Raw genomic sequence first — 23,451 nt, 5'->3', positions numbered from 1 at the left:
TTCAGTTTTCCCTCTGAGTGAGACGGGTGTCAACGAGCCCGGCCCGTGTCTCACTATTTGGACAACGGTGTCCACTAGCTGGTCCTCCTGGCCTCCCCTTGCCCCCGCCACCGAACGGCGAGCCGCCCACATTGGCGGCAGGCGGGAATCTCCTACCCCGAACACCCGGCGCGGACGCCGTGCGTTCGGGGCCCCTCGGAGCTTCCCTTATTAAGCCTGGTCACCCAGGCCCGGAGGATCAGCCGCAATACGCGCCCGTGGAGGCGCTGTGGACGAGCTTGGCGTACTTGGCGAGCACGCCCTTCGTGAACTTGGCCGGGAGCGGCTCCCAGCCGACCTTGCGGGCCTCGAGCTCGGCGCCGTCGACCAGGAGGTCGAAGGTGCGCGCCGCGATGTCCACGCGGATCCGGTCACCGTCCTTGACGAACGCGATGGGGCCGCCGTCGACGGCTTCCGGCGCGACGTGGCCGATGCACAGGCCGGTGGTTCCGCCGGAGAACCGTCCGTCGGTCAGCAGCAGGACGTCCTTGCCCAGGCCCGCGCCCTTGATGGCGCCGGTGATGGCGAGCATCTCGCGCATGCCGGGGCCGCCCTTGGGGCCTTCGTAGCGGATCACAACGACGTCGCCCTTGTGGATCTCACCCTTGTCCAGAGCATCGAGCGCGCCCTGTTCGCGTTCGAACACGCGGGCCGTGCCTTCGAAGACGTCGGCGTCGAAACCGGCGCTCTTGACGACGGCGCCTTCCGGGGCCATCGAGCCGTGCAGGATGGTGATGCCGCCGGTCTTGTGGATCGGGTTGTCCAGTGCGCGCAGGATCTTACCGTCCAGGTCCGGCGGGTTGATCGCGGCGAGGTTCTCGGCCACGGTCTTGCCGGTGACGGTGAGGCAGTCACCGTGCAGCAGGCCGGCGTCGAGCAGTGCCTTCATGATCACCGGCACGCCGCCGATCTTGTCGACGTCGGTCATGACGTAGCGGCCGAACGGCTTGAGGTCGCCCAGGTGCGGGATCTTGTCGCCAATCCGATTGAAGTCCTCCAGCGTCAGCTCCACCTCGGCTTCGCGGGCGATCGCGAGCAGGTGCAGCACGGCGTTGGTGGAACCGCCAAAGGCCATCGTGACGGCGATGGCGTTCTCGAACGCCTTGCGCGTCATGATGTCGCGGGCGGTGATACCCAGGCGCAGGAGGTTGACCACGGCTTCGCCGGACTTGTGCGCAAAGGCGTCGCGGCGGCGGTCCGCGGAGGGCGGTGCGGCGGAGCCGGGCAGGGACATGCCCAGGGCCTCGCCGATGCAGGCCATGGTGTTGGCGGTGTACATGCCGCCGCAGGCGCCCTCGCCCGGGCAGATGGCCTTTTCGATGCGGTCCAGGTCCTCGCGGCTCATCTTGCCGGCGGCGCACGCGCCGACGGCCTCGAACGCGTCGATGAGGGTGACTTCCTTTTCGGAGCCGTCCTCGAGCTTGACCCAGCCGGGCATGATGGAGCCGGCGTAAAGGAACACGGCGGCCAGGTCCAGGCGGGCCGCGGCCATCAGCATGCCGGGCAGCGACTTGTCGCAGCCGGCCAGGAGCACAGAGCCGTCGATCCGCTCGGCCTGCATGACCGTCTCGACGGAGTCGGCGATGACTTCGCGGGAGACCAGGGAGAAGTGCATGCCCTCGTGGCCCATGGAGATGCCGTCCGAGACGGAGATGGTGCCGAACTGCATGGGGAACCCGCCGCCGGCGTGGACGCCTTCCTTGGCGCCCTGGGCGAGCCGGTTCAACGAAAGGTTGCAGGGGGTGATCTCGTTCCACGAGCTCGCCACGCCGATCTGCGGCTTGGCGAAGTCGTCGTCGCCCATGCCGACCGCCCGGAACATGCCGCGAGCGGGGGCGGCGTGGATTCCATCGGTAACGACCCGGCTGCGGGGCTTGATGTCCGGCTTGGTGTCTGCTGCTGTGTGGGTGTCCTGACTCATGGCTCAAAGTCTAGGGCTCTGCTACAGGCGCCAACGACCCAAGAACGGAGCGTTAAGCGGAAAACCGGGAATATTTCGATCAAATAGTGGACTCTCGTCTCACATCATGAAACCGGGACCCGATTTGACCTAGGCCTGGTGAGCCGTGTCACGCAGTTCCGGGGCCTCGGCGACACCTTGGGCCTCGGCCTTGAGCATAGCCAGGACCTGCTGGATGGTGGTCCGGGCCGCGACGTCCGGACGGGCCAGCGCCACGATGCTCCGGCTGGCCTTCACACCCTCGAGCGGGCGCAGGACGAACCCCCGGCCCTGGTTGCTGACCGCCGTGTACCGCGGCAGCAGGCTCAGCCCGTGCCCGGCGCTGACCAGGGCTTCCAGGACCCGCAAATCCGGGAACTGCTGGGCCCGGACCGCCTGCGAGTCGGCCCGCACCTCGATCTGGCGCAGCACGGTGTCGAAGGGGAATCCCTCCGGGACTCCCATCCACGGAAAGCCGACGACGTCCTCGGCGCACAGTGTGGCTTTGCCGGCCAAAGCGTGCCCGGCCGGCAAAGCCACGTCCAGGGGTTCGTCCAGCAGCGGCACCACTGTCAGGCCCTGGCCGCCGAAGACTTCCGGACCGTCGACACTGTGCGCCAGGACGATGTCGTAGTCCGCGGTCAGCCCGGCGAACCCTGCAACGCCCGGGTCCTCGAAATGCGCCTCGAACCGCAGCCCCTCGACGGCCTTGACCCGGTGCAGCATGCCCGGCAGGAACATCTCCGCGGCGCTGGGAAAGAAGGCTGCCACCACCCGCGTCTGCCAGCCGCGCCGGTACGTGTCGATGGTTGCTTCCGCCCGCGCCATGGCCGTCGACACGTCGGCGGCGGCGCCTGCCATGGCCAGCCCTGCCTCGGTAAGGCGCACTCCCCTGCCGGACTTCTCCACCAGGACGACGCCCAGTTCCTCCTGGAGGGTCTTCAGTTGCTGCGACACTGCAGATGGCGTGACCTTCATGGCCTCGGCCGTGGCGCCTACGGTCCCGCGGCCGGCGAGTTCACGCAGTATCTGCAGTCGCTTGAAATCCATGAGGCGAGGCTACACGCCGGGCCGGGTTTGGTTCCGGTTCCGGGTTGCTCATCGGGCCAGGGATCCGCTTCAGGAATGCCCGGCATTTGGCCGCCGGGAGGGTGGACAGCCGGCTTTGCCCGGACGTAACGTCAAGCATCGGCAACCATGCCTCATGGGCTGAATACGGACTGAAAGGCTCTGCTATGGACTGGATCGTCTGGCTCGTTGTCATCATCGTGGTGGTCGCTGTGGTCTGGCGGCTGCTGAACCGCAACAAGAGCCGCCCGGGCGCAGATTCCTCATCCGCCGCAGGCACCAGCACCGGCACTGCTGCCGGCATTTCTTCTGACACCCCTGCCGGTTCGACGCCGGTGTCTGGTGCGGCGAGCGGTTCGGCGGCCAGTTCGACGGCGGCGGCCAGTCCGGTTAGCCCGGCCGGGGCCGCGGGTCCGACGGCGGGCGCCGCCGGTGCCGCGATGGCCGCGCCCGAGGCAGCGCCGGCGCCTGAGCCGGACGCACCGGCCCGGGAGGCCACGGCCGCCCCCGAGGCKACCGAGCCCGCAGCGGCCACCGCGGCCACGATCATCGAGCCGGGCGCCGAGGCCGCCCCGGAAGCAACGGGCGCCCCGGGCAATGCCGAGTGGGAGACCCAGTGGTCCGAGACCGCCCCGCCGGCGGAGACACACACCGCCGCGGCCCACGCTGAGCCGGCCCGCGGTGCGCACGCTGTGACGGCCGCCGAGCTTGGCGCTGCTGCGGAGACTGGGGCGGCGGGCCTGCCCGTCCACCACCCCGAATACACTGAGCCCCACGCGCCGACTCTGCCCGGGGCGGAATCGGCAGCCGCGGAACCGGCCGACGACGAGGACACCGTTACCGGCACGGCCACTTCAACCAGCACTGGCGCTGGTACCGGCATCGGCACGGCGATGCCCGGAGTGCCCGACGCCGGGACACAGCCCGCAGGTCCCCCTGACACGGAAACGACGCAGATGGCGGCCTCGCCGGCAGGGGCCGAGGCCTCCGCCAGCCAAACGGCCGAGCCCACCGGCCACTTGGCCACCGAGCAGCCCTACGGCGAGGGCTCAGCGGCTCCGGCGGCTGACGGAAGCGGCCCTGAGGGTTTCACAGTCAAGGGCAATGCCTCGTCAATGATCTACCACGACGAGACCAGCCCGGCGTATGAAGAAACCCGGGCTGAGGTGTGGTTTGCCTCCCCGGCCCACGCCGAAGCAGCCGGGTTTCGGCCGCCGCGCCGGACACGGCAGTAGCCGGCGGTCCGGGCGGCCGACCCATCCCCCCCCTCAACGCGTCCCTTGATACTCCCGCGTTTTACCGGCAGGCGCTTCGCTGGCAGGGCAGCGGCCCGGGCCGTGGCGCTTGCCGTTGTCCTGTTTTTCTTGAGCGCCTGCACCGGCGGCTCAACCTCGCCCGTGGTTCAGCCGGGAGACCGCACTGCCACCGGAGCAGCGGGTACGGCCGGGGCAGCGGGTGAGCCCACGGTTGCGGGCCGGGTTAATGGGCTGCAGCTGCCGTGGTCCACGGTCCATCTACCCGGCGGCACCGCGGTCATCTCCGAGCGCGACACAGCACTGCTCAGGACCATCAAAGACGGACAGCTCGGTACGGTCGGCAAAGTGCCCGGCGTCGTGCCCGGCGGCGAAGGCGGCCTCCTGGGCCTTGCCCTTTCCCCCAACTTCGCGTCGGACCGTTACCTCTACGCCTACTTCACCGCGGCGGCGGACAACAGAATCGCCCGCATGCGGCTGGAGGAACGTGGCGGCAGGCTGGAGCTCGGCGCCTTGGAACCGGTTTTCACCGGCATTTCCAAGGCCGGCACGCACAACGGCGGCCGGATCCGCTTTGGGCCCGACGGTTTCCTGTATGTGGGGACGGGCGACTCCCAGCGCCGGGAGCAGCCGCAGGACCGCGCGGCGCTGGGCGGGAAGATCCTCCGCCTCACTCCGGATGGCAGGCCGGCACCAGGAAACCCGTTTGGTGATAACCCGGTCTACAGCTTTGGCCACAGGAACGTCCAGGGACTGGCCTGGGACAGCGCGGGCCGGCTCTGGGCCAGCGAATTCGGCCCGGACGTCAACGACGAGCTCAACCTGATCGTGCCGGGCGGCAACTACGGCTGGCCCGAGGTGACGGGCGCCCCGCACCGCCCCGGCTTCCTGGACGCCAAGGTGGTGTGGCCGTCGACGGCGGAGTCTTCCCCCAGCGGACTCGAAATTGTCGGCGGCACCGCCTACCTGGGCGCCCTGCGCGGCCAAAGGCTCTGGGTCGTTCCCCTCAACGGCGAATTCGCCGGAGATCCTGTGAGCTATTTCACAGGAAAGTACGGCCGGGTGCGCAACGTTTCACTCGCTCCTGACGGGCGCCTGTGGCTCCTCAGCAACGGGCAAAACCCTGATTTCGCGCTGATTTTGAACCTCCCCGGCTGACCCGGACCATCCCGCGCCCCTCGATTTCACACGACAGCCAATCTCGTGTAGAGTTTCATGTCGTTGCGGAGAACAACGCGGGAAATAAAAAGCCCCGGTGAACGAAAACAACAGATGCACCTCTAGCTCAACTGGCAGAGCAATTGACTCTTAATCAATGGGTTCCGGGTTCGAGTCCCGGGGGGTGCACAAGCGAGAAACCCCGTCTTACAGGCTTAGCGGCCTGCGAGGCGGGGTTTCTTTTTTGTTGGCGAAAGGCCGGCGCGACGCCGCGACAAGCCGGATCCGGGCTGGTGCCGCAGACCAGACTCGTAATGAGGTTGGCTAAGTCCTCCCGACCGGCCGGCCCGGGATGACTCGCCATTTAGGGCACTGACCGTAGACTCGGCCCATGTCTGGTCCTGGGGGAACGAAAACAGTCCGCTGCGCTGCGGCATACGTTGTTGGCCTGCTGCTCGCCGGTAGTTTGGCCTCCTGCGCCTACGAGGACGAGGGCGATCCCCGGCCGACGGCGGCCGGGCAAAGCCACCGGCCGGCGCCCGCCGCCCCGACCAAAGATCCGGGGGTGCTGGGCGTGGAAGCGAGCAACTACGCCGAGCTGCACAAGCGTCTGGCCGAGGCGCCAGGGTCCGTCCTCCTCTCTGACGCCGGTCCGGCGGACGGGCCAGGGGTTGGCTTCACCAAAGCCGCAACGGTGACGACCGCCGGTCCGCACACAGTCACCGCGGCGTGCGTGGGCATCCCCCATGCCCAGATCTTCCTCTCCCAGAACTCGCTGGCCGGAACAGAGCACACGGTGTTCGAGGTCGATTGCTCGCGAACCCAATCGCAGGTCGTCCAACTGCAGAAGGGCTACGTCAGTGCCCAGTTGACCCGCCCGGACCCGACCGGCGCCTGGACCGGGGCGGTCGCCGGAATCAAAGTCACGGGCCAGTGAGGCTAACGAGCCTGTATGGACTCAACTCAGCGCATCGGACCCAGCCCAACATGTGGTGGAGGGACTCGCGCGGTGGAGGGACTACTGATGCCGACCGTAAATGCTGCTCTCGATCCCTTTCGCGTTGCGAGGCGTGGCTGTTCCAGGACATCGACTACGGCCGGGACGGGTGCGCGTAGTCTGTCGCCATGACCTCGGGAAGCGGTGATGGCGGTAGAACGTACGAGTGGCAATCGTGGCCGTCCGACTCACTGGAGGGAATGCCGCCGAAGCGGCGCCGGCTGGTCGTCTGGGGGTTTCTGTGGCTCTTCCTCTTGAACGGTGTCCTGCAGGGCGTCCTGAGCGCAGCGGGCATACCCGAGCCGTGGCGGTCCGTGCTGTTCGCTGCCGCCCTGGCCGCGGTCTTCGTCCCCCTGGTCCGGGGAGCAGCCGCTGAAACGCGTGCCCTGCGAGCCGAAGGTGTCAACATGCCCGCCTTCGTGATGACCCGCAAGGCGCTTGTCGTCCTGTCCGTCATCACCGGCGGGCTCTGGATCGTTTTTGCGGTCCTCGCATTCCTGGGTGAGTCCGCCTCCCCGCTGGTGCCGATCGCCTGGACCATTGTGCTGGCCTTCCAGGGCCGCAGCTGGAGATCGTTGCCGCGTTGAGTGCCAGGTCTGCTGTGCAGCCGGAGCCGGTACTACAGCTGCCGGCCCCATTGATCCCAGTCGGCTCGGCGGGCCTCTTCCGCGTCCCAGAATGGTGCGTCGTTTCTCCGGACCCTGAGCAGATGCGCTAGTTGGACCACGCCATCGCAAACATGGCCGTGTAGATCCAGAAGGAGGCGGCGTCGAAGCCTCTTTCCGGCCAGAGCTTGTTGAGGGCGAGCAGAGCACCGATCAGGGCCAGCCCGGCGGCTGACCAGGCGCTGAACTTCCAGGAGCCGCGAGTCATCCGGGGTTCCATTCGCTTGCGGCCCTCAGTGGTCGGCATGAGTCAGATCTCCGGATGCTTGGGGCCTTTGGCTGAAGCGGGGTTCGCTGTCGCTGCCCAGTGCTGATGGCTCACCCTACCGATTCTTGGTCCACAGTGACGATGGCTTGCTGAGCGAAGACCTTGCCCGGGCTAAGGAGACACGCAAAGGCCGGGATTCCCTGGCTGCCGGCGGTGGAACCCTACGATGGTGAGGATGAACTCCACCCGGAAGGCCTTGTCCGCATCCGCCGTGGCCCTGCTGCTCGCGGTCTCGCCGTTGGTCCTTGCGCTGCCAGCCACGGCCGGGCGCTGCAAGCCGGCCGGCCTTCTTCCCGTAAAGATCTGCCCCGCCTCGCCGACGCCGGGCCCACCGTCCGCTTCCCCGGCGCCCAGTGTGACTCCCCCGGGCAGCACAGCGCCGCCGTCGGACCCCGCGCCGCCCCAACCACCGTCACAGTCGCCGTCTCAAAGCCAGGTCCCCGGACAGGACGCGGCTCCGCCGACGCCGGGCCCCGCCCCCTCCGTCAGCCAGGGAGCCCCCACCCCACCGGCGGCGGGTTCCGTTCCGGTCCCGGCCACGGCGGGAACGTCCGCCCCTCAGTCGCCGGACGCTGGCCAGGGCCCGGAGTCCGCAACGGCGAATCCTTCCGCAGCGGCGGCCGGCAGGGTCGGTCCCGGACCGGACGGGCAAGGCAGTCTCGCCGGCGGATTCCTGCTGGCGCTCAGCGGCCTGCTCATAGGCGTCTCCGCGGCCATTGGCCTCCGCCGGCCCGCCCGGCCATGAAACGGCCGCCGAACCGTCACAGTGATCTGTGTGGTTCAGCGGCCGCCTCATGCACATCGATTTATCAGACCTTCTCGCGGGAACGGTCGCGCACCTTCTCCGGTTCTTCGACCGTGAACTCCTTGCTGCGGCGGGGGAAGGCCCAGAACCTGAATTCCGGCGCCTGCGACCGCGTCTCCGGGCGATCCTCAGATTCCTTTGCGGCATCCTTCCTGGTTTCCCGCCAGGAATCCCTGTTGTACGAATAGCACATCACTGACCTCCTTCGTGGTGATTGCCTATTAATCGTCCTCCCGATCGGCTGGCGCGTCGATACTTCCGGACTGCCCTTTTGCGCCTGGGCGGCAGGCTGGCCCAAGGGTTCCAGCGGACGGGTCTGCGCCGTCGGCCGGCCTTCCCGCCGGCACGGGCCGCGGTTAGACTCCATCCAGTGCACCACTGCGACCAATGGGGGAATCATGGAGTTGCCCATACCCCTGTACGCTCTGTCACGGAACAGAAGAAACCAACGCGCGCCACGCCCCGCAAAGGATGAACAGCCATGACCGTCCCGCCCAACGCCTCCGCCCCTGGCCCTGGCTGGTATCCGGACCCGGCGGGCTCGGGCCGGCTTCAGTGGTGGAACGGTTCGGCCTGGACCGGCCAGTTCAACGCACCCCAGTTCCAGGCGACGCCGCCCCGCCACCCGGTGGCGCAGCGCAGGCGCATCAGCGACCGGACACCGGTCTACAACGCGTACATCTGGACAATTGTGGCCCTGCCGCTCGTGCCGCTCATCCTGCTGATGTTCTGGAACCCTGTGCTCCGGCTGCGCACCGTGGGCCCGCGGCAGATCCAGACAATTGATCCGGCGTCGATTTTCACGGCGCCTTACTTCCTCTTCATAGCAATCAGTTTCGTGGCCTACGGTGTGTCCGCCCTCCTGGCGTACCTGGACTGGGACCGGCTGCGCAAGGACGGCGTTGTCCGGCCGTTCCACTGGGCGTGGGTGTTCCTCAGCAGGGAGGTCTACGTGATTGGCCGCTCCGTGATCGTCCACGAGGTCGCCCCGCGGCGTGGGCTCGCCCCGGTGTGGGTCACGATCAGCGTCGTCTTGCTCACGGCGGTGCTCACCGGCCTCAAAATGTCAGCCATCGTCGCCACCCTGGCGAACCAGGCTGTAACGGTGTAGGCAGCGTCAGCCCAGGCAGCGGCCAACGTGCCGGGGCTGCTCCGACCGCCAGCTTCCTGGCTCCTGAAACGATCCGTCCGATTGCGGCAGAAACAGGGTCTTTAGTCCCTTTTGAGAGTCAATGCTGGGGCGTTGACTGGAAAGGTGCTCCGGGCAACAGTTCTGGAGCGACCGGTCCTGCAGACCCGGACCGACAACAACGCCGGCCAGAGGGCCCGACGCGACCACCAAAGATGATATTCAGATCTCCCGGTGCCCACACTGAGGATCGCGTCAGCAGACACGGAAATCATGGGCCCCCGGCAGCATGCCTGCACGGCCCGCCCCCGGGGCCAGGGAAATCGATCTCCGTAAGGACCAAGTTTCATGAACAAGGCTATTCGCATCATTGGAACAACCGCGGTGACCGCCGCACTGGGCCTGGGCGCCAGCGCCGTGCCTGCCAGCGCCGCCGTTACCACTTCGACCGCCTCCGCCAGCTCCTGGAGTCAGTCCTCATTTGTGAACCGGCACCACATGCGGGACAACAACCGGCACGACACGCGCAATGGCTGGTGGGACGGGGAGAACCGGTGGCATGACAACGCCGACGGATGGGGTTGGCGCGACGATCATGGCAACTGGCGTGACGACAACGACCACCGCGGCTCATGGACGGGCCGGGACGGCTGCCGGCATGACAAGGACGGGTTCTGGGACCATCACGGAAACCGGCACGACAATAAGAAACACAACCACCACAGGAACACCTGGTGACCGGTCACCACTGAAGGCCTCGAGAACGGAACTGATTGGGACGGCGGGAAACCCTGCCGTCCCGTTCCCGTTCCCCCTCAGCAGCGTGGCTAATTCAGCGGGGTGGCCCCGGCAATGGCGCCCGGCTCGGCAGCCGTGACGATGGCATTGGCCTCCGGCGAGGAAGACTTGGTTGCCAGCACCCTGACCACGGCCTGGAGCTCCTGCCGCAGCACGTCGGGGTCAATGGGCGTGGCGGCGAGCACGGAACGTTCCATGTCGGCGGCCGCGGCAACCGCCTCGCGCCCCTGGTCAGTCAGCGACACCACATGGCTGCGCCGGTCGGAGGTGCTGCGGTGCCGCGAAATGTGGCCGTGCGCTTCCAGCCGGCTCAGTGTCTTGCCCATCGTCTGGGCCTGGACCCGGACGAGCTGGGCCAATTGGGCTTGCGTCATCGGCCCATTCGCCGAGAGCACCTCCATGGCGATCACCCCGGCATGGGTCAGGCCAATGGCCCCCAATTTTTCGTTCCAGGAGTGTTCTACAAGACGTGCTGCCGTGGACAATAGGCGGCCCGTGGGCCAGCGATCCATATCAGGCATACCCAAGAGTATAGCGAGCAGCGGATTCGTCCGGCGCCGATCGCGTCACTACGCTGGATTATCACCCCGCTTCATGACCAACCTCACCAAGGAGACACCCGTGTCCGAGCGACTCACCGCCGGTGCCACAGCACCGGATTTCACCCTCAAGAACGCCGAAGGACAGGACGTCAGCCTGCGGGATTTCCGGGGCCGGAAGACCGTGCTCTACTTCTACCCGGCAGCCGCCACGCCGGGATGCACCAAGGAGGCCTGCGATTTCCGGGATTCCCTCGGCGCGCTTCAGGCCGCAGGTTATGACGTCGTGGGCATCTCCCCCGACCCCGTCGGGAAGCTTGCCGCGTTCGCGGCCGCCGAGGGGCTGAACTTCCCGCTGCTCTCCGACGAGGACCACTCCGTCGCCGAGGCCTACGCGGCCTGGGGCGAAAAGAAAAACTACGGCAAGACCTACCAGGGCCTGATCCGCTCGACCATCGTCGTCGACGCCGACGGCCGGGTTGCCGTCGCACAGTACAACGTCCGGGCCACCGGGCATGTCGCCAAACTTCGCCGGGACCTGAAACTCGACGCCTAGTCCCCGGTCTCCGGTCCGTCCGCCCGCGGCAGCCGTTGCAACCAGCAAACCGGCAATAGGTACAATGGAGCCTGGCGTCCGCCGCCGGGGTTCTTTCCCGGGACGACGACGGCGCCGCGCGCGAGTGGTGAAATTGGCAGACACGCAGGATTTAGGTTCCTGTGCCTTCGGGCGTGGGGGTTCAAGTCCCCCCTTGCGCACAGAGAGAACCCCGGTCTTCGGACCGGGGTTCTTGTGGTTTCCGGCGCTGTTCCGGGATTTTTCAGGAGTTTTGACCCCGCCAAAAAGAATTTCACATCCGCACCCATCCGTTTCCTCCGAGCAGCCGAATACCCATTGAGACACCAACCAAGGGTCGGTGCCCAACAGTCGGGAAAGGGCCGCAGCGGCAAAAATTCGCCGCCGGCAAACATCGGCACAACAAAGGAGAAACCGAAATGCAGAACATCAAGCGCACCACGTTCGCCGTTGCAGGTATCGCAGCTGCCGCCATGCTCAGCCTCACTGCCTGTGGCGGATCCAGCGCCTCGTCGGCCCCCGCCTCCTCGGCCCCGTCCTCCGCACCGGCGGAATCCAGCATGGCCTCCCCCTCCACGAGCGCCTCCGCCGCGGCCATGGATCCGGCCGCCAACCTCGTCGGCTCCGGCTGCGCCGCCTACGCCGCCCAGGTTCCCAGCGGTGCCGGCTCCGTCTCCGGCATGGCGCTTGACCCGGTAGCCACCGCGGCGTCCAACAACCCGATCCTCACCACCCTGACCGCCGCCGTGTCCGGCAAGCTCAACCCCAAGGTCAACCTGGTGGACACGCTCAACGGCAGCGAATTCACCGTCTTCGCCCCGACGGATGACGCCTTCAAGAAGATCGATCCGGCCACGATCGAGGCCCTGAAGACGGACGACGCCACGCTGAGCAAGATCCTGACCTACCACGTTGTCCCCGGCAAGATCACCCCGGACCAGATCGTCGGCACCCACAAGACGGTTGAAGGCGGTTCGGTGACGGTCACCGGCACCAAGGATGCCCTCAAGGTTGACGGCGCCAACGTTGTCTGCGGCGGCGTCCAGACCGCCAACGCCACTGTCTACATGGTCGACTCAGTCCTGATGCCCAAGTAGTCAGCCCTTTGCACTCCTGCCCGGCTCCAGCCTGACTCCCTGGACCACTAGGAGAAGCGGAGGCCCGCACCACCAGGTGCGGGCCTCCGCTTTTTGCGCTGCCGTGCGCCTTGCGGCGGTGTGCCACAAGAGCTGGCGGACCCGGCCGTCAACTAGACTAGGGCTGGTCCGCAGCCGGCGGACCATCCAGTTCCCAGAGGTGATTCTCGAGTGCCCAGCAGTACAGTGCCCAGCAGGACAGTGCGGCGGATTGCCGCCAGCATCGGGGCCGTCCTCCTTGTCCTGCCGCTCGCGTCCTGCACGGGCAGCCTCGGCCCGGCACCCAGCTCCCCCACCGCCTCTGCCACCGCCAGCGCGGCACCTACCGCGCTTTTCACCTTCGGCACCGGCTCGGAGCCGCTCGGGCTCGATCCTGCCCTGGTCTCCGACGTCGAGTCATACCGCGTCACCCGGCAGGTACTGGAAGGCCTCGTGGGCGTAGACCAGACCACCGGCCAACCCACGCCGCTGCTGGCCACCGAATGGTCCCAGAGCGATGAAGGCCGGACCTATGAGTTCAAGCTGCGCGGGAACGTTAAATTCCAGGACGGGACACCGTTCGATGCCGCCGCGGTCTGCACCAACTTCAACCGCTGGTTCAACTTCTCACCGGCCCTCCGCGAACAGGCCACCGGTACCACCTTCAAGGGCGTCTTCAAGGCCCATGCGGACCAGGCGTCGCTGTCCATATACAAGAACTGCACCGCCGTCGCGCCGGACAATGTGCAGATCGGCCTCACCCAGCCCTTCACGGGTTTTCTCCAGGCCCTCACCCTGCCGGCCTTCGCGATCTCTTCGCCCAAGGCCCTCGCCGCGGAGAACGCTGACGTCCTGAACCAGCGCCGGGGCGGGCAGCCGGTATCCGCCTACGGCCTCCACCCGGTAGGCACAGGGCCGTACGTTTTCGGCTCCTGGGACTCGGGCAGCGTCTCCCTGGCCAGCAACAAGGACTACTGGGGTGACAAAGGGCAGATCGGCACCATCAAGTTCGTGACCTACGATCACCCGCAGACCCGGATGCAGGCGCTCCTTGACGGCAAGATCGACGCCTACGACGCCGTCACCGTGGGAAACTTTGACCAACTGGTCAAGAGCGGAAAGCAGATCATCCAGCGGGACCCGTTCTCCGTGATGTACCTGGGCATGAACCAGCAGGTCCCCATCCTGCAGAACCTCAAGGTCCGCCAGGCGATCGAAATGGCGCTTGACAAGGACACTCTGATCCGCCGGTTCTTCATCGACAACACGGCCCAGGCATCCCAGTTTGTTCCGCCCAAGCTCAGCGGCTTCAACAACAATGCCGCGGCGCTCGGCTACAACCCGGGCAAGGCCAAGGAACTCCTGGCCGAGGCCGGCTACAAGGGCGAGGAGCTGAAGTTCTACTATCCGCTCAACGTCACCCGGCCATACCTGCCGACGCCGGAAAAGGTGTACGCCGAGATCAGCCGGCAACTGACCGCCGTCGGGCTCAACGTCAAGCCCGTACCGGTGGACTGGGCTGACGGCTACCTGCAGAAGGTCACGTCCCCGGGCGACCACGCCCTGCACCTGCTGGGCTGGAACGGCTCGTATTCGGACCCCGACAATTTCGTGGGCCCGCTCTTCGGCGAGAACACCGGCGAATTCGGTTACCAGGATCCCCAGGTCTTCTCCAAGATCGCCCGGGCCCGGGGCCTGCCGGACGGCAAGGACCGCACCGAGGAGTACCAGACCATCAACGGGCAGATCGCGGCCACGGTGCCCGCGGTTCCCATTGCCTTCCCGATCTCGGCCCTGGCGCTCTCGGACCGGGTGCTGAAGTACCCGGCGTCGCCGGTGCTGAACGAAGTTTTCACAAAGGTCGAGCTAAGGCCTTGACGCCCGGGGCCAATTTCAGTTAGTGGGCGGTGCGGGATATTCTGTGACAGCCAGAGCCGCTGCTATCGGAGACTGATTGTGACTTTCATTTCCAAGACCCAACACGCCGACGTCGTCCTGATTGGCGGCGGCATCATGAGCGCCACGCTCGGCGCCTTCATCAAGCAGCTTGAGCCGAACTGGACCATCTCGCTCTTTGAGCGTCTGGACGAGCCCGGACTGGAAAGCTCCGACCCGTGGAACAACGCCGGTACCGGACACGCTGCCCTGTGTGAGCTTAATTACTCCCCCGCAGCCAAAGACGGCTCGGTGGACCCCGGCAAGGCCCTGAACATCAACGAGCAGTTCCAGCTGTCCCGCCAGTTCTGGTCCCACCTCGTCTCGAACTCGCTGATCGGCTCCCCCAAGGGCTTCATCAACACCGTTCCGCACATGAGCTTCGTGATCGGCGAGGACCACACCAAGTTCCTCCGCACCCGCTACGAGGCACTCAAGCCGAACCCGCTGTTCCGTTCGATGGAGTATTCCGAGGACCACGCGCAGATCGCCAAGTGGGCCCCGCTGATCGTCAAGGGCCGCGACCCCAAGCAGCGCGTCGCGGCGACCCGCGCCGCCGAGGGCACCGACGTCGACTTCGGCGCCCTGACCCGCGAGCTGACCACCTACCTGGGCAACAACGGCGTGGAGATCAACTACGGCCACAACGTCAGCGACATCAAGCGCGCGTCCGGCGGCGGCTGGGACCTGTCGCTGAAGCACGCCAGGAGCGGCGAGCACGGCTCCATCCACGCGAAGTTCGTGTTTGTCGGAGCCGGCGGCGGTGCCCTGCACCTGCTGCAGGCCTCCGGCATCCCGGAAGGCAAGGGGTTTGGCGGTTTCCCGGTCTCCGGCCAGTTCTTCCGCTGCACCGACGAGAGCATCGCTGCCCGGCACAGCGCGAAGGTCTACGGCCAGGCGTCTGTCGGCGCCCCGCCCATGTCCGTGCCGCACCTGGACACCCGCTACGTCAACGGCAAGCGCTCCCTGCTGTTCGGCCCGTACGCCGGCTTCTCCACGAACTTCCTCAAGAGCGGCTCTTACCTGGACCTGCCGCTGTCCATCCGCCCCTCCAACATCATCCCGATGCTGGCCGTGGCCAAGGACAACATGGACCTCACCGCCTACCTGATCAAGGAAGTCGCCAAGCGTCACGGCGACAAGGTCGAGGCCCTGCGGGAGTACTACCCCGAGGCCAAGGACGGCGACTGGGAGCTCATCACCGCCGGCCAGCGGGTCCAGATCATCAAGAAGGACCCGAAGAAGGGCGGCGTGCTGCAGTTCGGCACCGAGGTCATCGCCGGACGCGACGGCACCATCGGCGCCCTGCTTGGCGCATCCCCGGGCGCGTCCACCGCCGTGCCGATCATGATCGAGCTGCTCCAGAAGTCCTTCCCGAAGAACTTCAAGGGCTGGCAGTCCAAGCTCAAGGACATGATGCCCGGCTACGGCGTCAAGCTCAACGACAACCCTGAGCTCGCCGCCACGCTGGAGGCCGAGACGGCCAAGGCGCTGCAACTCGAACAGGTCACCGCCAGCAACTAAGCCGGTGCCCGGCCGCGGCTGGTTTACACTGCTGGTTTGGGACCGCTGCAACCCGTGACGTCCCCGTTTTTTGATGTCCCGTTGTGCAGGACGCCCCCGACCCACCAGGAGACCATGAGATGTTCCGGCTCGCAAAGCTGTCTCTCGCCAACCGGGCCCTGATCGCGCTGATCACGGTGTTCGCTTGCGTTTTCGGCGTGATCACGATGTCCTCGCTGAAACAGGAGCTCATCCCCTCCATCGAGTTCCCGCAGATCACCGTGATCTCCTCGATGCCCGGTGCGTCGCCGGAAGTCGTGGACAAGCAGATCAGTGCCCCGTTGGAAAAGGCGCTGAACAGCGTCGAGGGGCTGGAATCGACGTCGTCAACGTCCCGGAACGGCGTCTCGCAGATTTCCCTGGCGTTCACCTACGGCTCCAACCTGGACCGGGCCCGGAACCAGATCGACCGCGCCATCTCCAGCGCCAAGCAGGCCCTGCCGAAGGACGTCCAGCCGCAGGCGATCGCCGGGAGCATCAGCGACTTCCCGATCGTCTTCCTGGCCGTGTCCTCCGACAAACCGCTCAGTGAACTCAACGCCGATCTCGCCCGGCTCAGCGTCCCTGTGCTGCAGAAGCTCGACGGCGTGCGCGGCGCCGACGTGACCGGCGGCGCCACGCAGCACATCCAGATCCTGCCGCGGCCCCGGGACCTGGCGGCATCGGGCACGAGCCTCCAGGCCATCAGCGACGCGCTGAAGAACAACGGTGCATTGGTCCCGGCCGGCACCATCGAGGAACAGGGCAAAACCCTCTCGCTGCAGATCGGCAGCCCGGTCGACTCCCTCGACGCCATCAAGGCCCTCCCGCTGGGCGCGGCCCGTGATGCGGCGACGATCGGCAGCGTGGCGGATGTCAGCCTGGTCGAGGACGCCCGCACGTCAATCACGCGGACCAACGGCAAGGAAACCCTCGCCCTGTCCGTGACCAAGAAGCCCGAGGGCGACACCGTCGCGATCTCCCACGCGGTCAAGGACGCCATCCCGCAACTTGAGGCCGAGCTTGGCTCCAACGCCAAATTCACCCCGGTCTTCGACCAGGCGCCGTTCATCGAGAAGTCCATCAAGGACCTCACCACCGAGGGCCTGCTGGGACTGGGCTTCGCCGTCCTGGTGATCCTGGTGTTCCTGATGTCCGTGCGCGCCACCCTGGTGACGGCCGTGTCCATCCCGCTGTCCCTGCTGATCACGTTCATCGGCCTCGCTGGCACCGGCTACTCACTCAACATCCTCACCCTTGGCGCGCTCACCATCGCCATCGGCCGCGTCGTGGACGACTCGATCGTGGTCATCGAAAACATCAAACGGCACCTGAGCTACGGCGAGGACAAGATCACCGCGATCGGAACCGCCATCCGCGAAGTTGCCGGCGCCATCACGGCGTCCACCCTGACCACCGTGGCCGTCTTCCTGCCCATCGCCTTCGTCGGCGACCTGGCCGGTGCGCTGTTCCGTCCGTTCGCCCTGACAGTGACCATCGCCCTGCTCTCCTCGCTGCTGGTCTCGCTGACCATCGTGCCGGTGCTGGCCTACTGGTTCCTGCGCACGCCCGCCGTCACCGGCTCTCCGGCTTCTGCGGCTGGCATTGCCGCCAAGGCGCACGAGGCCGAGCAGAGCACGCTCCTGCAGCGCGGCTACCTGCCTGTCCTGTCCGGCACGCAGCGGCACCCGGTCCTCACCCTGGTCGCCGCGGCCCTGGTGCTTGCCGGCACCGTGGCGATGTCCCCGCTGCTCGCCACCGACCTCCTGGGCCGCTCCGGCGAGAACAGCATGACCGTCAAGCAGGCCCTGCCGGCAGGGACCAGCCTTGACGAGGCCAGCGCTTCGGCGATCCGCGTCGAGGACACCCTGCGGGGCATCGACGGAATCAAGGACGTCCAGGCCACCACCGGCAACGCCCAGACCGGCTTCTCGGCCCTGCTCTCCTCCGGCGCGTCCAATTCGACGTTCACCGTGGTGACGGACGAGAAAGCCAACCAGGGCAAGCTCCAGGAGACTGTCCGCAGCGAACTCTCCAAGCTCGGCGACGCCGGAAAGATCACGGTTGGTTCCCAGCAGGGCGGCTTCGGCACTTCGTCAACCGTGGACATCACCCTCAAGGCCGCCACCACCGCCGATCTCCAGACGGCCAGTGACGCGATGGTCAAGGCCATGGACGGTGTCCCGGGCAGCAGCGAAGTGGCCACCAACCTGGCCGCCAGCCAGCCGGTGGTCCAGGTCAAGGTGGACCGCGCGAAGGCCGTCGCGGCCGGCCTGAACGAGGAGCGCGTGGCCGGGGTCCTGGCCGCCACGATCAGCCCGATTCCGGCCGGGACGATCCGCATCGACACCAACGACTTCCCGGTCCGGATTGGCGAGGGCACCCGCTTCACGAGCATCGAGGCCGTCCGGGACATGCCGCTCCCGACGGCGGCCGGCGCCGTTGCGCTGGGCAGCATCGCCTCGGTAGAGCAGGTGGACGTCCCCGTCTCCATCACCGCCAGCAACGGCCAGCGCACCGCGCGGGTCTCGGTGACGCCGTCGGGCTCCAACCTCGGCGCGGTCAGCACCGAGGTGCAGAACCGGCTCAAGTCAGTCCAGCTGCCGCCCGGGGTGACCGCCACGATCGGCGGTGCCACGACGCAGCAGGCCGATTCGTTCCGCCAGCTCGGGCTCGCGCTGCTCGCCGCCATCGCGATCGTCTACGTGATCATGGTGGCTGCGTTCAAATCGCTCGTGCAGCCGCTGATCCTGCTGGTCTCCGTCCCGTTCGCCGCGACAGGCGCAATCGCCCTGCTCGTGGTGACCGGTGTGCCGTTGGGCCTGCCGTCGCTGATCGGCATGTTGATGCTCGTGGGCATCGTGGTGACCAACGCGATTGTGCTGATCGACCTCATCAACCAGTACCGCCAGCCGCGCAACGGCGAACCCGGGATGAACGTGGCGGACGCGATCATGCACGGCGCCCGCCAGCGCCTCCGCCCCATCCTCATGACGGCGCTCGCCACGGTGTTCGCCCTGACACCGATGGCGCTGGGACTGACCGGCGGCGGCGGATTCATCTCCCAGCCCCTGGCGATCGTGGTGATCGGCGGCCTGATCTCTTCCACCGCTCTTACACTCATCCTGGTCCCGGTGCTGTACCGGCTCGTGGAAGGCCGGCGCGAGCGCAGGGCACTACAGAAGTCGCTGCGCCGTGGACGCCATTCCGGTCCGGCCGTGACCGAGGACTTCCCCGACGACTTCCCGGAAGACGCTCCCCTGCCAACCAGTTCGCACTAGGAACCAGAACCGGGCGTCCCTGCCTTGTCCTCGGCCTCGACGTTAGGCTTGACGAGGGTCCGCGCTGCCTTGGGCGCCCTGTGCGTTCCGTGAGTTGCGTAGGTTCCCTTCGAGAGTCTGACGAGTCCAGCGGGTACTGCGACGGCTTCCCGGTGGCGGGGGCCACCGTGGCGCGGAACGCCGTAGCGAGGGCTCCCAGAAACCACGGCCGCGAGCGGTTTAGGGGCGACGGGGCTTGTCACCTCCCGCGCCGGGTTGCCGGTATAGGTTGAATCTTCCGGGACGTCTTCGCCCTTCATCAAGAGGGCGTCGGCACCGAGTGACGAACCATCCTGCATCGTCACCCCGTAGTTGACCCACGAATCCACGCCAAGGGAGCAGCGGTTGCCGAGAACGATGTAGTCGGACTTGAAGGCCCCGTCTTCCATGGAGTGGCCCTGAATGGTGGCTCCTTCATTGAACGCACAATCATCACCGATAGCCACAAGAGTTTTCTCCGGTATGTTGGCGCCGGCATCGTAGAGCCGCTTGCCGACCTTGACGCCCAGCATTCGCCAGATCACGGGCTTGAACGGGGTTCCGTTGAAGCCCGGCATGGCCAGCAGCTTCCATAGACGTTCGTGCCGCCAGAAGTAGGGGTCGTAGATGGAGCAGTATTGCGGCTTCAGGTGGCGGAAGCCCATGACCGAGCGCTCAACAAGCACGGCAATCAGTACGCGGAACAGCAGCAAGGCGAGCATCATGGCTGCGATCGCCAGCACACCGAGGAAGCTGAATGCCGACACGGCAATGGCGGCGCTGAGTGTGGCAACAAACAACAGGAACCAGCGCACGGCCAGGAAGAGCACCATGCTCAGGATGTTGTGCCGGTTCTTTGCCGGGAGAGCGCTGTTCCGCGCCTCTGCAATCGTCTGTTCATCAAATTGGGCGTCACGCTGAACAGACCGGGGAATCTCGAACGGCGGTGACCCCAGCAGGCCCACATCCGCACGGATCGGACCGTCGATCGGAATCATCACCTTCGTGGCCAAGAGACAGTTCTCCCCGACCCTGGATCCGATCGGAACACTGATGGCATTACCGAGAAAGTTGTGGCCAGCCAGGTGGACCCGCGAGAGACGGAACGACGTGCTTGAGAAGTCGGCGTTCATCATGTTGAGGCCGTCCGCGACCATAGTTCCTGTTCCCACTGAGCTCAGGAACGGCGACTCGTGGGCCAGTGTGGGGCCGAAGTTTGACCCGGTTTGCTCCACCCTGCCGAGGTTATAACCCAAGGCCTTCAGATAGTGCACGATGTACGAACTGTCGCCGAAGACGTCTTTGTACAGTTTGACGTTGGACACGCGGGCGATCATGCGCTGGAGGGTGAAGTGCACGCCGTACAGCGGATAGACCTTTTCCGGCTTGATGAAGCGGTTGAGCAAACGCGGGATGCTGAAGATGATGATCAGGCCGGTGATCAGCCCGACAACGAACAGAACCAGCGTTACGGCGAGTACGTCTATGAAAAAGCTTGGGGAGCCCGGCTGCAGGTGTCCGGTGCTCAGGTAGGGCGGCAGGAGCACGGCCAGCCCGAGAAGGCCCGCCGGAACCACCAGCACCAAACGGTTGAACAACTGGAGAAGGCTGAAAATGACCCTGCGTCGCGTGCCGCAATTAGTGGGCGGGACACGCAGGTAATTGGTGTTGGTGCGCGCAGCAGGCGAACCGTGCCAGATTTGTCCATCAGGTACAACCTGCCCGGTCTGCAACGATGAAGCATGTCCCAGCTGAGTCTCGTCTCCCATCGACGTACCGATGTCCAACGTGGTTTTCTCCGACACAAGGACATTTCTGCCCAGCATCACGGGACCGGTTTCAATCATGCCAGAGCGTGCCCGATAGCATTGGAACGAGGAGTTCTTCTGGATGACTGTGTTGTCACCGACGCTGAGCAGGTCCGGGCACGCGGGCACCTTCCGGGAGAAGATCACCACCCCCTTGCCGATCTTTGCGCCCAGGAGCCGCAGGTACACCACATACAGCGGAGAGCCGGCGAACAAGACCAGTGGATTAGCCCTGGTAAGTGTCTTGACTGCCCAAAAACGGAGATAAGCCAGACTCCATATTCGAATGTTGCCCGGCTTCCACCGCCCAACCAGAATCCACTTGGCGAGGATCGGGGTCACGGAAAGGATCAGGAACATGGCGGCGCCGAAACCAATGGACCGCAGCCACATGTCAAATGGATTGCTGCCCCCGGATGTCCACTGGAAGCCGATAATCAGCAGGGAAGCAGCGTACGAAGTGTAACCCAGGAAAATCAGCAACTGAATTGCCCCGCACATGACGAACTGGAAGGTGCTGGGTGGTGGCATCGGTACCGGGGGTACGGCGCCGGTCTCAGCTACGGCCGCGCTGAGGACGGATTCACTGTGCCGGGCTTCGAGGCACGCGGCGAGCTGCCGGACCGTCGGGTTCTCATAGATATCCTGCATCGCGGCTGCGGGCAGGGCGGTTTCTTTCCTGATGCGGGCGCAATAGCGGGCCATCAACAGCGAGTCGGCGCCAAGGTCATTGAAGAAGTGGGCATCGGTGGAAACCTTCTCAAGGCTCAGGACGGTGCCAAGCTGCGCGGCCAGGGCCTCTTCGGCGGCGGTTGTGGGGGCAGTGAAGGACCCCGCAGCCGCCCGGCTGATCCTGTGCTCGGGACGGGGTAGCCGCTTCCTGTCCACTTTGTCGCTGGCCATCATCGGAATGGAGTCCAGCTGTTCAAAATAGGCAGGAACCATGTATCCGGGGAGCCTGGTGCGCAGCATCCGGTGGAGGTCATGAGCATCCACGCCCTCCACGTCCTGGCGAAGGGTGTAGTAGGCCGCCAGCTCCACGGTTCCTTGTTCCGGCTCATACGTCTGTACGACTGCCTGTGCAATGCCGGGGAGCTGCAGGAGGACGGATTCGATTTCGCTCAGTTCGATGCGGTAGCCACGTATTTTGACTTGGGTATCGATCCGGCCGAAATATTCGAGCTGCCCGTCGTCGTTCACCCGTCCGAGGTCCCCTGTGCGATAAATCCGGCCGGACGGGTTGTTCTCGATTCCGAGGAAATCCGGGACAAAGGCCCGCTCCGTCAGGTCCTGACGGTTCACGTACCCGCGCGCCAGCCCCACCCCTGCGAGGCCGATTTCTCCCATTTCACCGCGCGGCAGGGCCCGAAGCTCGGCGGGATCCACAATGACCGCGGTGTAGGTGGGCAAGGGCACTCCGAGGGACACGGGCAGGTCCGGGTCCAGGACCGACCAGGTGGCAGTCACGGTCGCTTCGGTGGGGCCGTAGACGTTCAGGAAGCGCCGGCCGGGGCGGTGCCAGCGCATCACGAGATCCTTCGGGCACGCCTCTCCGGAGACCAGCAGGAACCGCAAATCGGGCAGGTCCTCGTCAAGCGTCGCCAGCAGCGTTGGAACGCAGCAAAGGGCGGTGATCCGTTTTTCCTGCAGGTACTCCGCGAGTTCGGCACCCAGCATGCTGGACCGGCCCGGCTTGGGCACCAGCGTGGCTCCGACCATCCAGGCAACCCAGATTTCCTCCACCGAGAAATCGAAGGCGATCGTCATACCTTGGTACACGCGGTCCGTGGACTCAATCCCGTAGATGTCAGAGGCCACCCGGACAAAATTGCAGATGCTGGCCTGCTCCACTGCCACGCCCTTGGGCCGGCCGGTCGAGCCGGAGGTGTAGATAATGTAAGCCAGCTCATCCTTGGTCCCGCCGTGGTCCGCGCTTCCCAAACGGGAGAAATCCTTGGCGTCGATCTGGGCCTGCACATCATCGACGCACACCGTGACAGCGGCCACCTCAGGCAGCAGATCCCTCAGATGGGACAGAGACAGGACCATGGCCACGTTGGCGTCCTCGACAATGTACTGAAGACGGTCAGGGGGAAAACCCGGGTCCAGGGGAACATAGGCCGCGTGGATCTTCAGAACGGCCAGCATCGCCACGTAGGCCCGCCATGGCTGGTCAAACAGCAGGGCGATGCGGTCACCCGGCCGGGCACCGCACACCAGGAGATGCCGCGCCAGCTGGTTCGCCCGTTCATCCAGCTCCGTGTACGTCAGGACAACGTCCCCCGCATCGACGGCAACCTGGTCGCCGCGCCCCTGTTCCCGCAAGCGGTCGCAACTATCCTCAAACAGCCGGTCCAACCGCTCGCCCCGCCGCCAGCGGGCGGCCTGATCGGGCGCAGCCGACGTCAGGACAGTTCCGCCTTCCGAGCCGCCGATCATCGACATGATTCCCCGCAACTCGGGAGGTCTGGTGAGGCCGTTTCCGGTCCTCGCGGTCTTGCCCATCCTTTAGCTCCTTCG

General features: G+C 66.0%; 17 protein-coding genes and 2 tRNA genes. 13 read left to right on the top strand and 6 right to left on the bottom strand.

The window, feature by feature from the left end:
• Window positions 1–238: 238 nt before the first annotated feature.
• Both ilvD and AC1DDH_RS08645 read right to left on the bottom strand, forming a co-directional pair.
• Window positions 239–1,960 (bottom strand): dihydroxy-acid dehydratase, encoded by a 1,722-nt coding sequence (gene ilvD, locus AC1DDH_RS08650; RefSeq protein ID WP_476857803.1) that lies wholly within the window; start codon window positions 1,958–1,960, stop codon window positions 239–241.
• Window positions 1,961–2,089: 129 nt separating this feature from the next.
• A complete protein-coding gene (locus AC1DDH_RS08645) occupies window positions 2,090–3,028 on the bottom strand; it encodes a LysR family transcriptional regulator (protein WP_230011110.1) in 939 nt (312 codons plus the stop codon).
• A 185-nt stretch (window positions 3,029–3,213) separates the two neighbouring features.
• On the opposite strand from AC1DDH_RS08645, the gene AC1DDH_RS08640 reads away from it, so the two are divergent.
• From AC1DDH_RS08640 to AC1DDH_RS08620, 5 genes are all read left to right on the top strand, one after another.
• Window positions 3,214–4,281 carry a sunset domain-containing protein gene (locus AC1DDH_RS08640; protein WP_476955241.1) on the top strand — a complete coding sequence of 356 codons (1,068 nt, stop codon included), beginning with the start codon at window positions 3,214–3,216 and terminating at the stop codon, window positions 4,279–4,281.
• A gap of 48 nt (window positions 4,282–4,329) precedes the next feature.
• Entirely contained in the window at window positions 4,330–5,457 is a 1,128-nt protein-coding gene (locus AC1DDH_RS08635) for a PQQ-dependent sugar dehydrogenase (protein ID WP_476857824.1), read from the top strand.
• A gap of 116 nt (window positions 5,458–5,573) precedes the next feature.
• Window positions 5,574–5,646 (top strand) — tRNA-Lys (locus AC1DDH_RS08630).
• Between the two features lie 202 nt (window positions 5,647–5,848).
• On the top strand, window positions 5,849–6,394 hold the full coding sequence (locus AC1DDH_RS08625; RefSeq protein WP_476857806.1) for a hypothetical protein: 546 nt from the start codon (window positions 5,849–5,851) through the stop codon (window positions 6,392–6,394).
• A 188-nt stretch (window positions 6,395–6,582) separates the two neighbouring features.
• Window positions 6,583–7,041, top strand: coding sequence for a hypothetical protein (locus tag AC1DDH_RS08620; protein WP_476955240.1), 459 nt, complete (start codon window positions 6,583–6,585; stop codon window positions 7,039–7,041).
• 127 nt (window positions 7,042–7,168) lie between these two features.
• On the opposite strand, the gene AC1DDH_RS08615 is transcribed toward AC1DDH_RS08620, so the two are convergent.
• Both AC1DDH_RS08615 and AC1DDH_RS08610 read right to left on the bottom strand, forming a co-directional pair.
• Window positions 7,169–7,327, bottom strand: a complete 159-nt coding sequence (locus AC1DDH_RS08615) for a hypothetical protein (RefSeq protein ID WP_476955239.1) — start codon at window positions 7,325–7,327, stop codon at window positions 7,169–7,171.
• 869 nt (window positions 7,328–8,196) lie between these two features.
• Window positions 8,197–8,385 (bottom strand): hypothetical protein, encoded by a 189-nt coding sequence (locus AC1DDH_RS08610; protein ID WP_476848899.1) that lies wholly within the window; start codon window positions 8,383–8,385, stop codon window positions 8,197–8,199.
• 288 nt (window positions 8,386–8,673) lie between these two features.
• On the opposite strand from AC1DDH_RS08610, the gene AC1DDH_RS08605 reads away from it, so the two are divergent.
• Window positions 8,674–9,303 (top strand): DUF2510 domain-containing protein, encoded by a 630-nt coding sequence (locus AC1DDH_RS08605; RefSeq protein WP_476857808.1) that lies wholly within the window; start codon window positions 8,674–8,676, stop codon window positions 9,301–9,303.
• 366 nt (window positions 9,304–9,669) lie between these two features.
• Window positions 9,670–10,059 carry a hypothetical protein gene (locus AC1DDH_RS08600; protein ID WP_476955238.1) on the top strand — a complete coding sequence of 130 codons (390 nt, stop codon included), beginning with the start codon at window positions 9,670–9,672 and terminating at the stop codon, window positions 10,057–10,059.
• Window positions 10,060–10,148: 89 nt separating this feature from the next.
• Here the strand turns inward: AC1DDH_RS08600 and AC1DDH_RS08595 are convergent, their stop codons facing one another.
• On the bottom strand, window positions 10,149–10,631 hold the full coding sequence (locus AC1DDH_RS08595; protein ID WP_043433894.1) for a MarR family winged helix-turn-helix transcriptional regulator: 483 nt from the start codon (window positions 10,629–10,631) through the stop codon (window positions 10,149–10,151).
• A 109-nt stretch (window positions 10,632–10,740) separates the two neighbouring features.
• Here AC1DDH_RS08595 and bcp point away from each other — a divergent pair, with 109 nt between their 5' ends.
• The 6 genes from bcp (at window position 10,741) to AC1DDH_RS08565 (ending at window position 19,105) form a co-directional block, all read left to right on the top strand.
• A complete protein-coding gene (gene bcp, locus AC1DDH_RS08590; protein ID WP_476857809.1) occupies window positions 10,741–11,214 on the top strand; it encodes a thioredoxin-dependent thiol peroxidase in 474 nt (157 codons plus the stop codon).
• Between the two features lie 118 nt (window positions 11,215–11,332).
• Window positions 11,333–11,414, top strand: a tRNA-Leu gene (locus tag AC1DDH_RS08585).
• Window positions 11,415–11,651: 237 nt separating this feature from the next.
• Window positions 11,652–12,329: a fasciclin domain-containing protein gene (locus tag AC1DDH_RS08580; protein ID WP_476857810.1), complete on the top strand. Its 678-nt coding sequence runs from the start codon at window positions 11,652–11,654 to the stop codon at window positions 12,327–12,329.
• A 240-nt stretch (window positions 12,330–12,569) separates the two neighbouring features.
• A complete protein-coding gene (locus AC1DDH_RS08575) occupies window positions 12,570–14,225 on the top strand; it encodes an ABC transporter substrate-binding protein (protein WP_476955253.1) in 1,656 nt (551 codons plus the stop codon).
• Between the two features lie 78 nt (window positions 14,226–14,303).
• Window positions 14,304–15,806 carry a malate:quinone oxidoreductase gene (locus AC1DDH_RS08570; protein ID WP_476871103.1) on the top strand — a complete coding sequence of 501 codons (1,503 nt, stop codon included), beginning with the start codon at window positions 14,304–14,306 and terminating at the stop codon, window positions 15,804–15,806.
• A 119-nt stretch (window positions 15,807–15,925) separates the two neighbouring features.
• On the top strand, window positions 15,926–19,105 hold the full coding sequence (locus tag AC1DDH_RS08565) for an efflux RND transporter permease subunit (RefSeq protein ID WP_476955237.1): 3,180 nt from the start codon (window positions 15,926–15,928) through the stop codon (window positions 19,103–19,105).
• Here the strand turns inward: AC1DDH_RS08565 and AC1DDH_RS08560 are convergent.
• Window positions 19,102–23,436, bottom strand: coding sequence for a Pls/PosA family non-ribosomal peptide synthetase (locus tag AC1DDH_RS08560; RefSeq protein WP_476955236.1), 4,335 nt, complete (start codon window positions 23,434–23,436; stop codon window positions 19,102–19,104). The two genes, AC1DDH_RS08565 and AC1DDH_RS08560, sit on opposite strands and share 4 nt — an antisense overlap.
• Between the last annotated feature and the right edge of the window lie 15 nt (window positions 23,437–23,451).

It is taken from the genome of Arthrobacter sp. 10T425, from assembly GCF_056393985.1.
This window is presented reverse-complemented; position numbering and strand designations above follow the sequence as displayed.

Coding starts and splice junctions, on each gene's coding strand:
- ilvD (WP_476857803.1), bottom strand. CDS start 1,960: ATGAGTCAGGACACCCACACAGCAGCAGACACCAAGCCGGACATCAAG.
- AC1DDH_RS08645 (WP_230011110.1), bottom strand. CDS start 3,028: ATGGATTTCAAGCGACTGCAGATACTGCGTGAACTCGCCGGCCGCGGG.
- AC1DDH_RS08625 (WP_476857806.1), top strand. CDS start 5,849: ATGTCTGGTCCTGGGGGAACGAAAACAGTCCGCTGCGCTGCGGCATAC.
- AC1DDH_RS08620 (WP_476955240.1), top strand. CDS start 6,583: ATGACCTCGGGAAGCGGTGATGGCGGTAGAACGTACGAGTGGCAATCG.
- AC1DDH_RS08615 (WP_476955239.1), bottom strand. CDS start 7,327: ATGACTCGCGGCTCCTGGAAGTTCAGCGCCTGGTCAGCCGCCGGGCTG.
- AC1DDH_RS08610 (WP_476848899.1), bottom strand. CDS start 8,385: ATGTGCTATTCGTACAACAGGGATTCCTGGCGGGAAACCAGGAAGGAT.
- AC1DDH_RS08605 (WP_476857808.1), top strand. CDS start 8,674: ATGACCGTCCCGCCCAACGCCTCCGCCCCTGGCCCTGGCTGGTATCCG.
- AC1DDH_RS08600 (WP_476955238.1), top strand. CDS start 9,670: ATGAACAAGGCTATTCGCATCATTGGAACAACCGCGGTGACCGCCGCA.
- AC1DDH_RS08595 (WP_043433894.1), bottom strand. CDS start 10,631: ATGGATCGCTGGCCCACGGGCCGCCTATTGTCCACGGCAGCACGTCTT.
- AC1DDH_RS08580 (WP_476857810.1), top strand. CDS start 11,652: ATGCAGAACATCAAGCGCACCACGTTCGCCGTTGCAGGTATCGCAGCT.
- AC1DDH_RS08565 (WP_476955237.1), top strand. CDS start 15,926: ATGTTCCGGCTCGCAAAGCTGTCTCTCGCCAACCGGGCCCTGATCGCG.
- AC1DDH_RS08560 (WP_476955236.1), bottom strand. CDS start 23,436: ATGGGCAAGACCGCGAGGACCGGAAACGGCCTCACCAGACCTCCCGAG.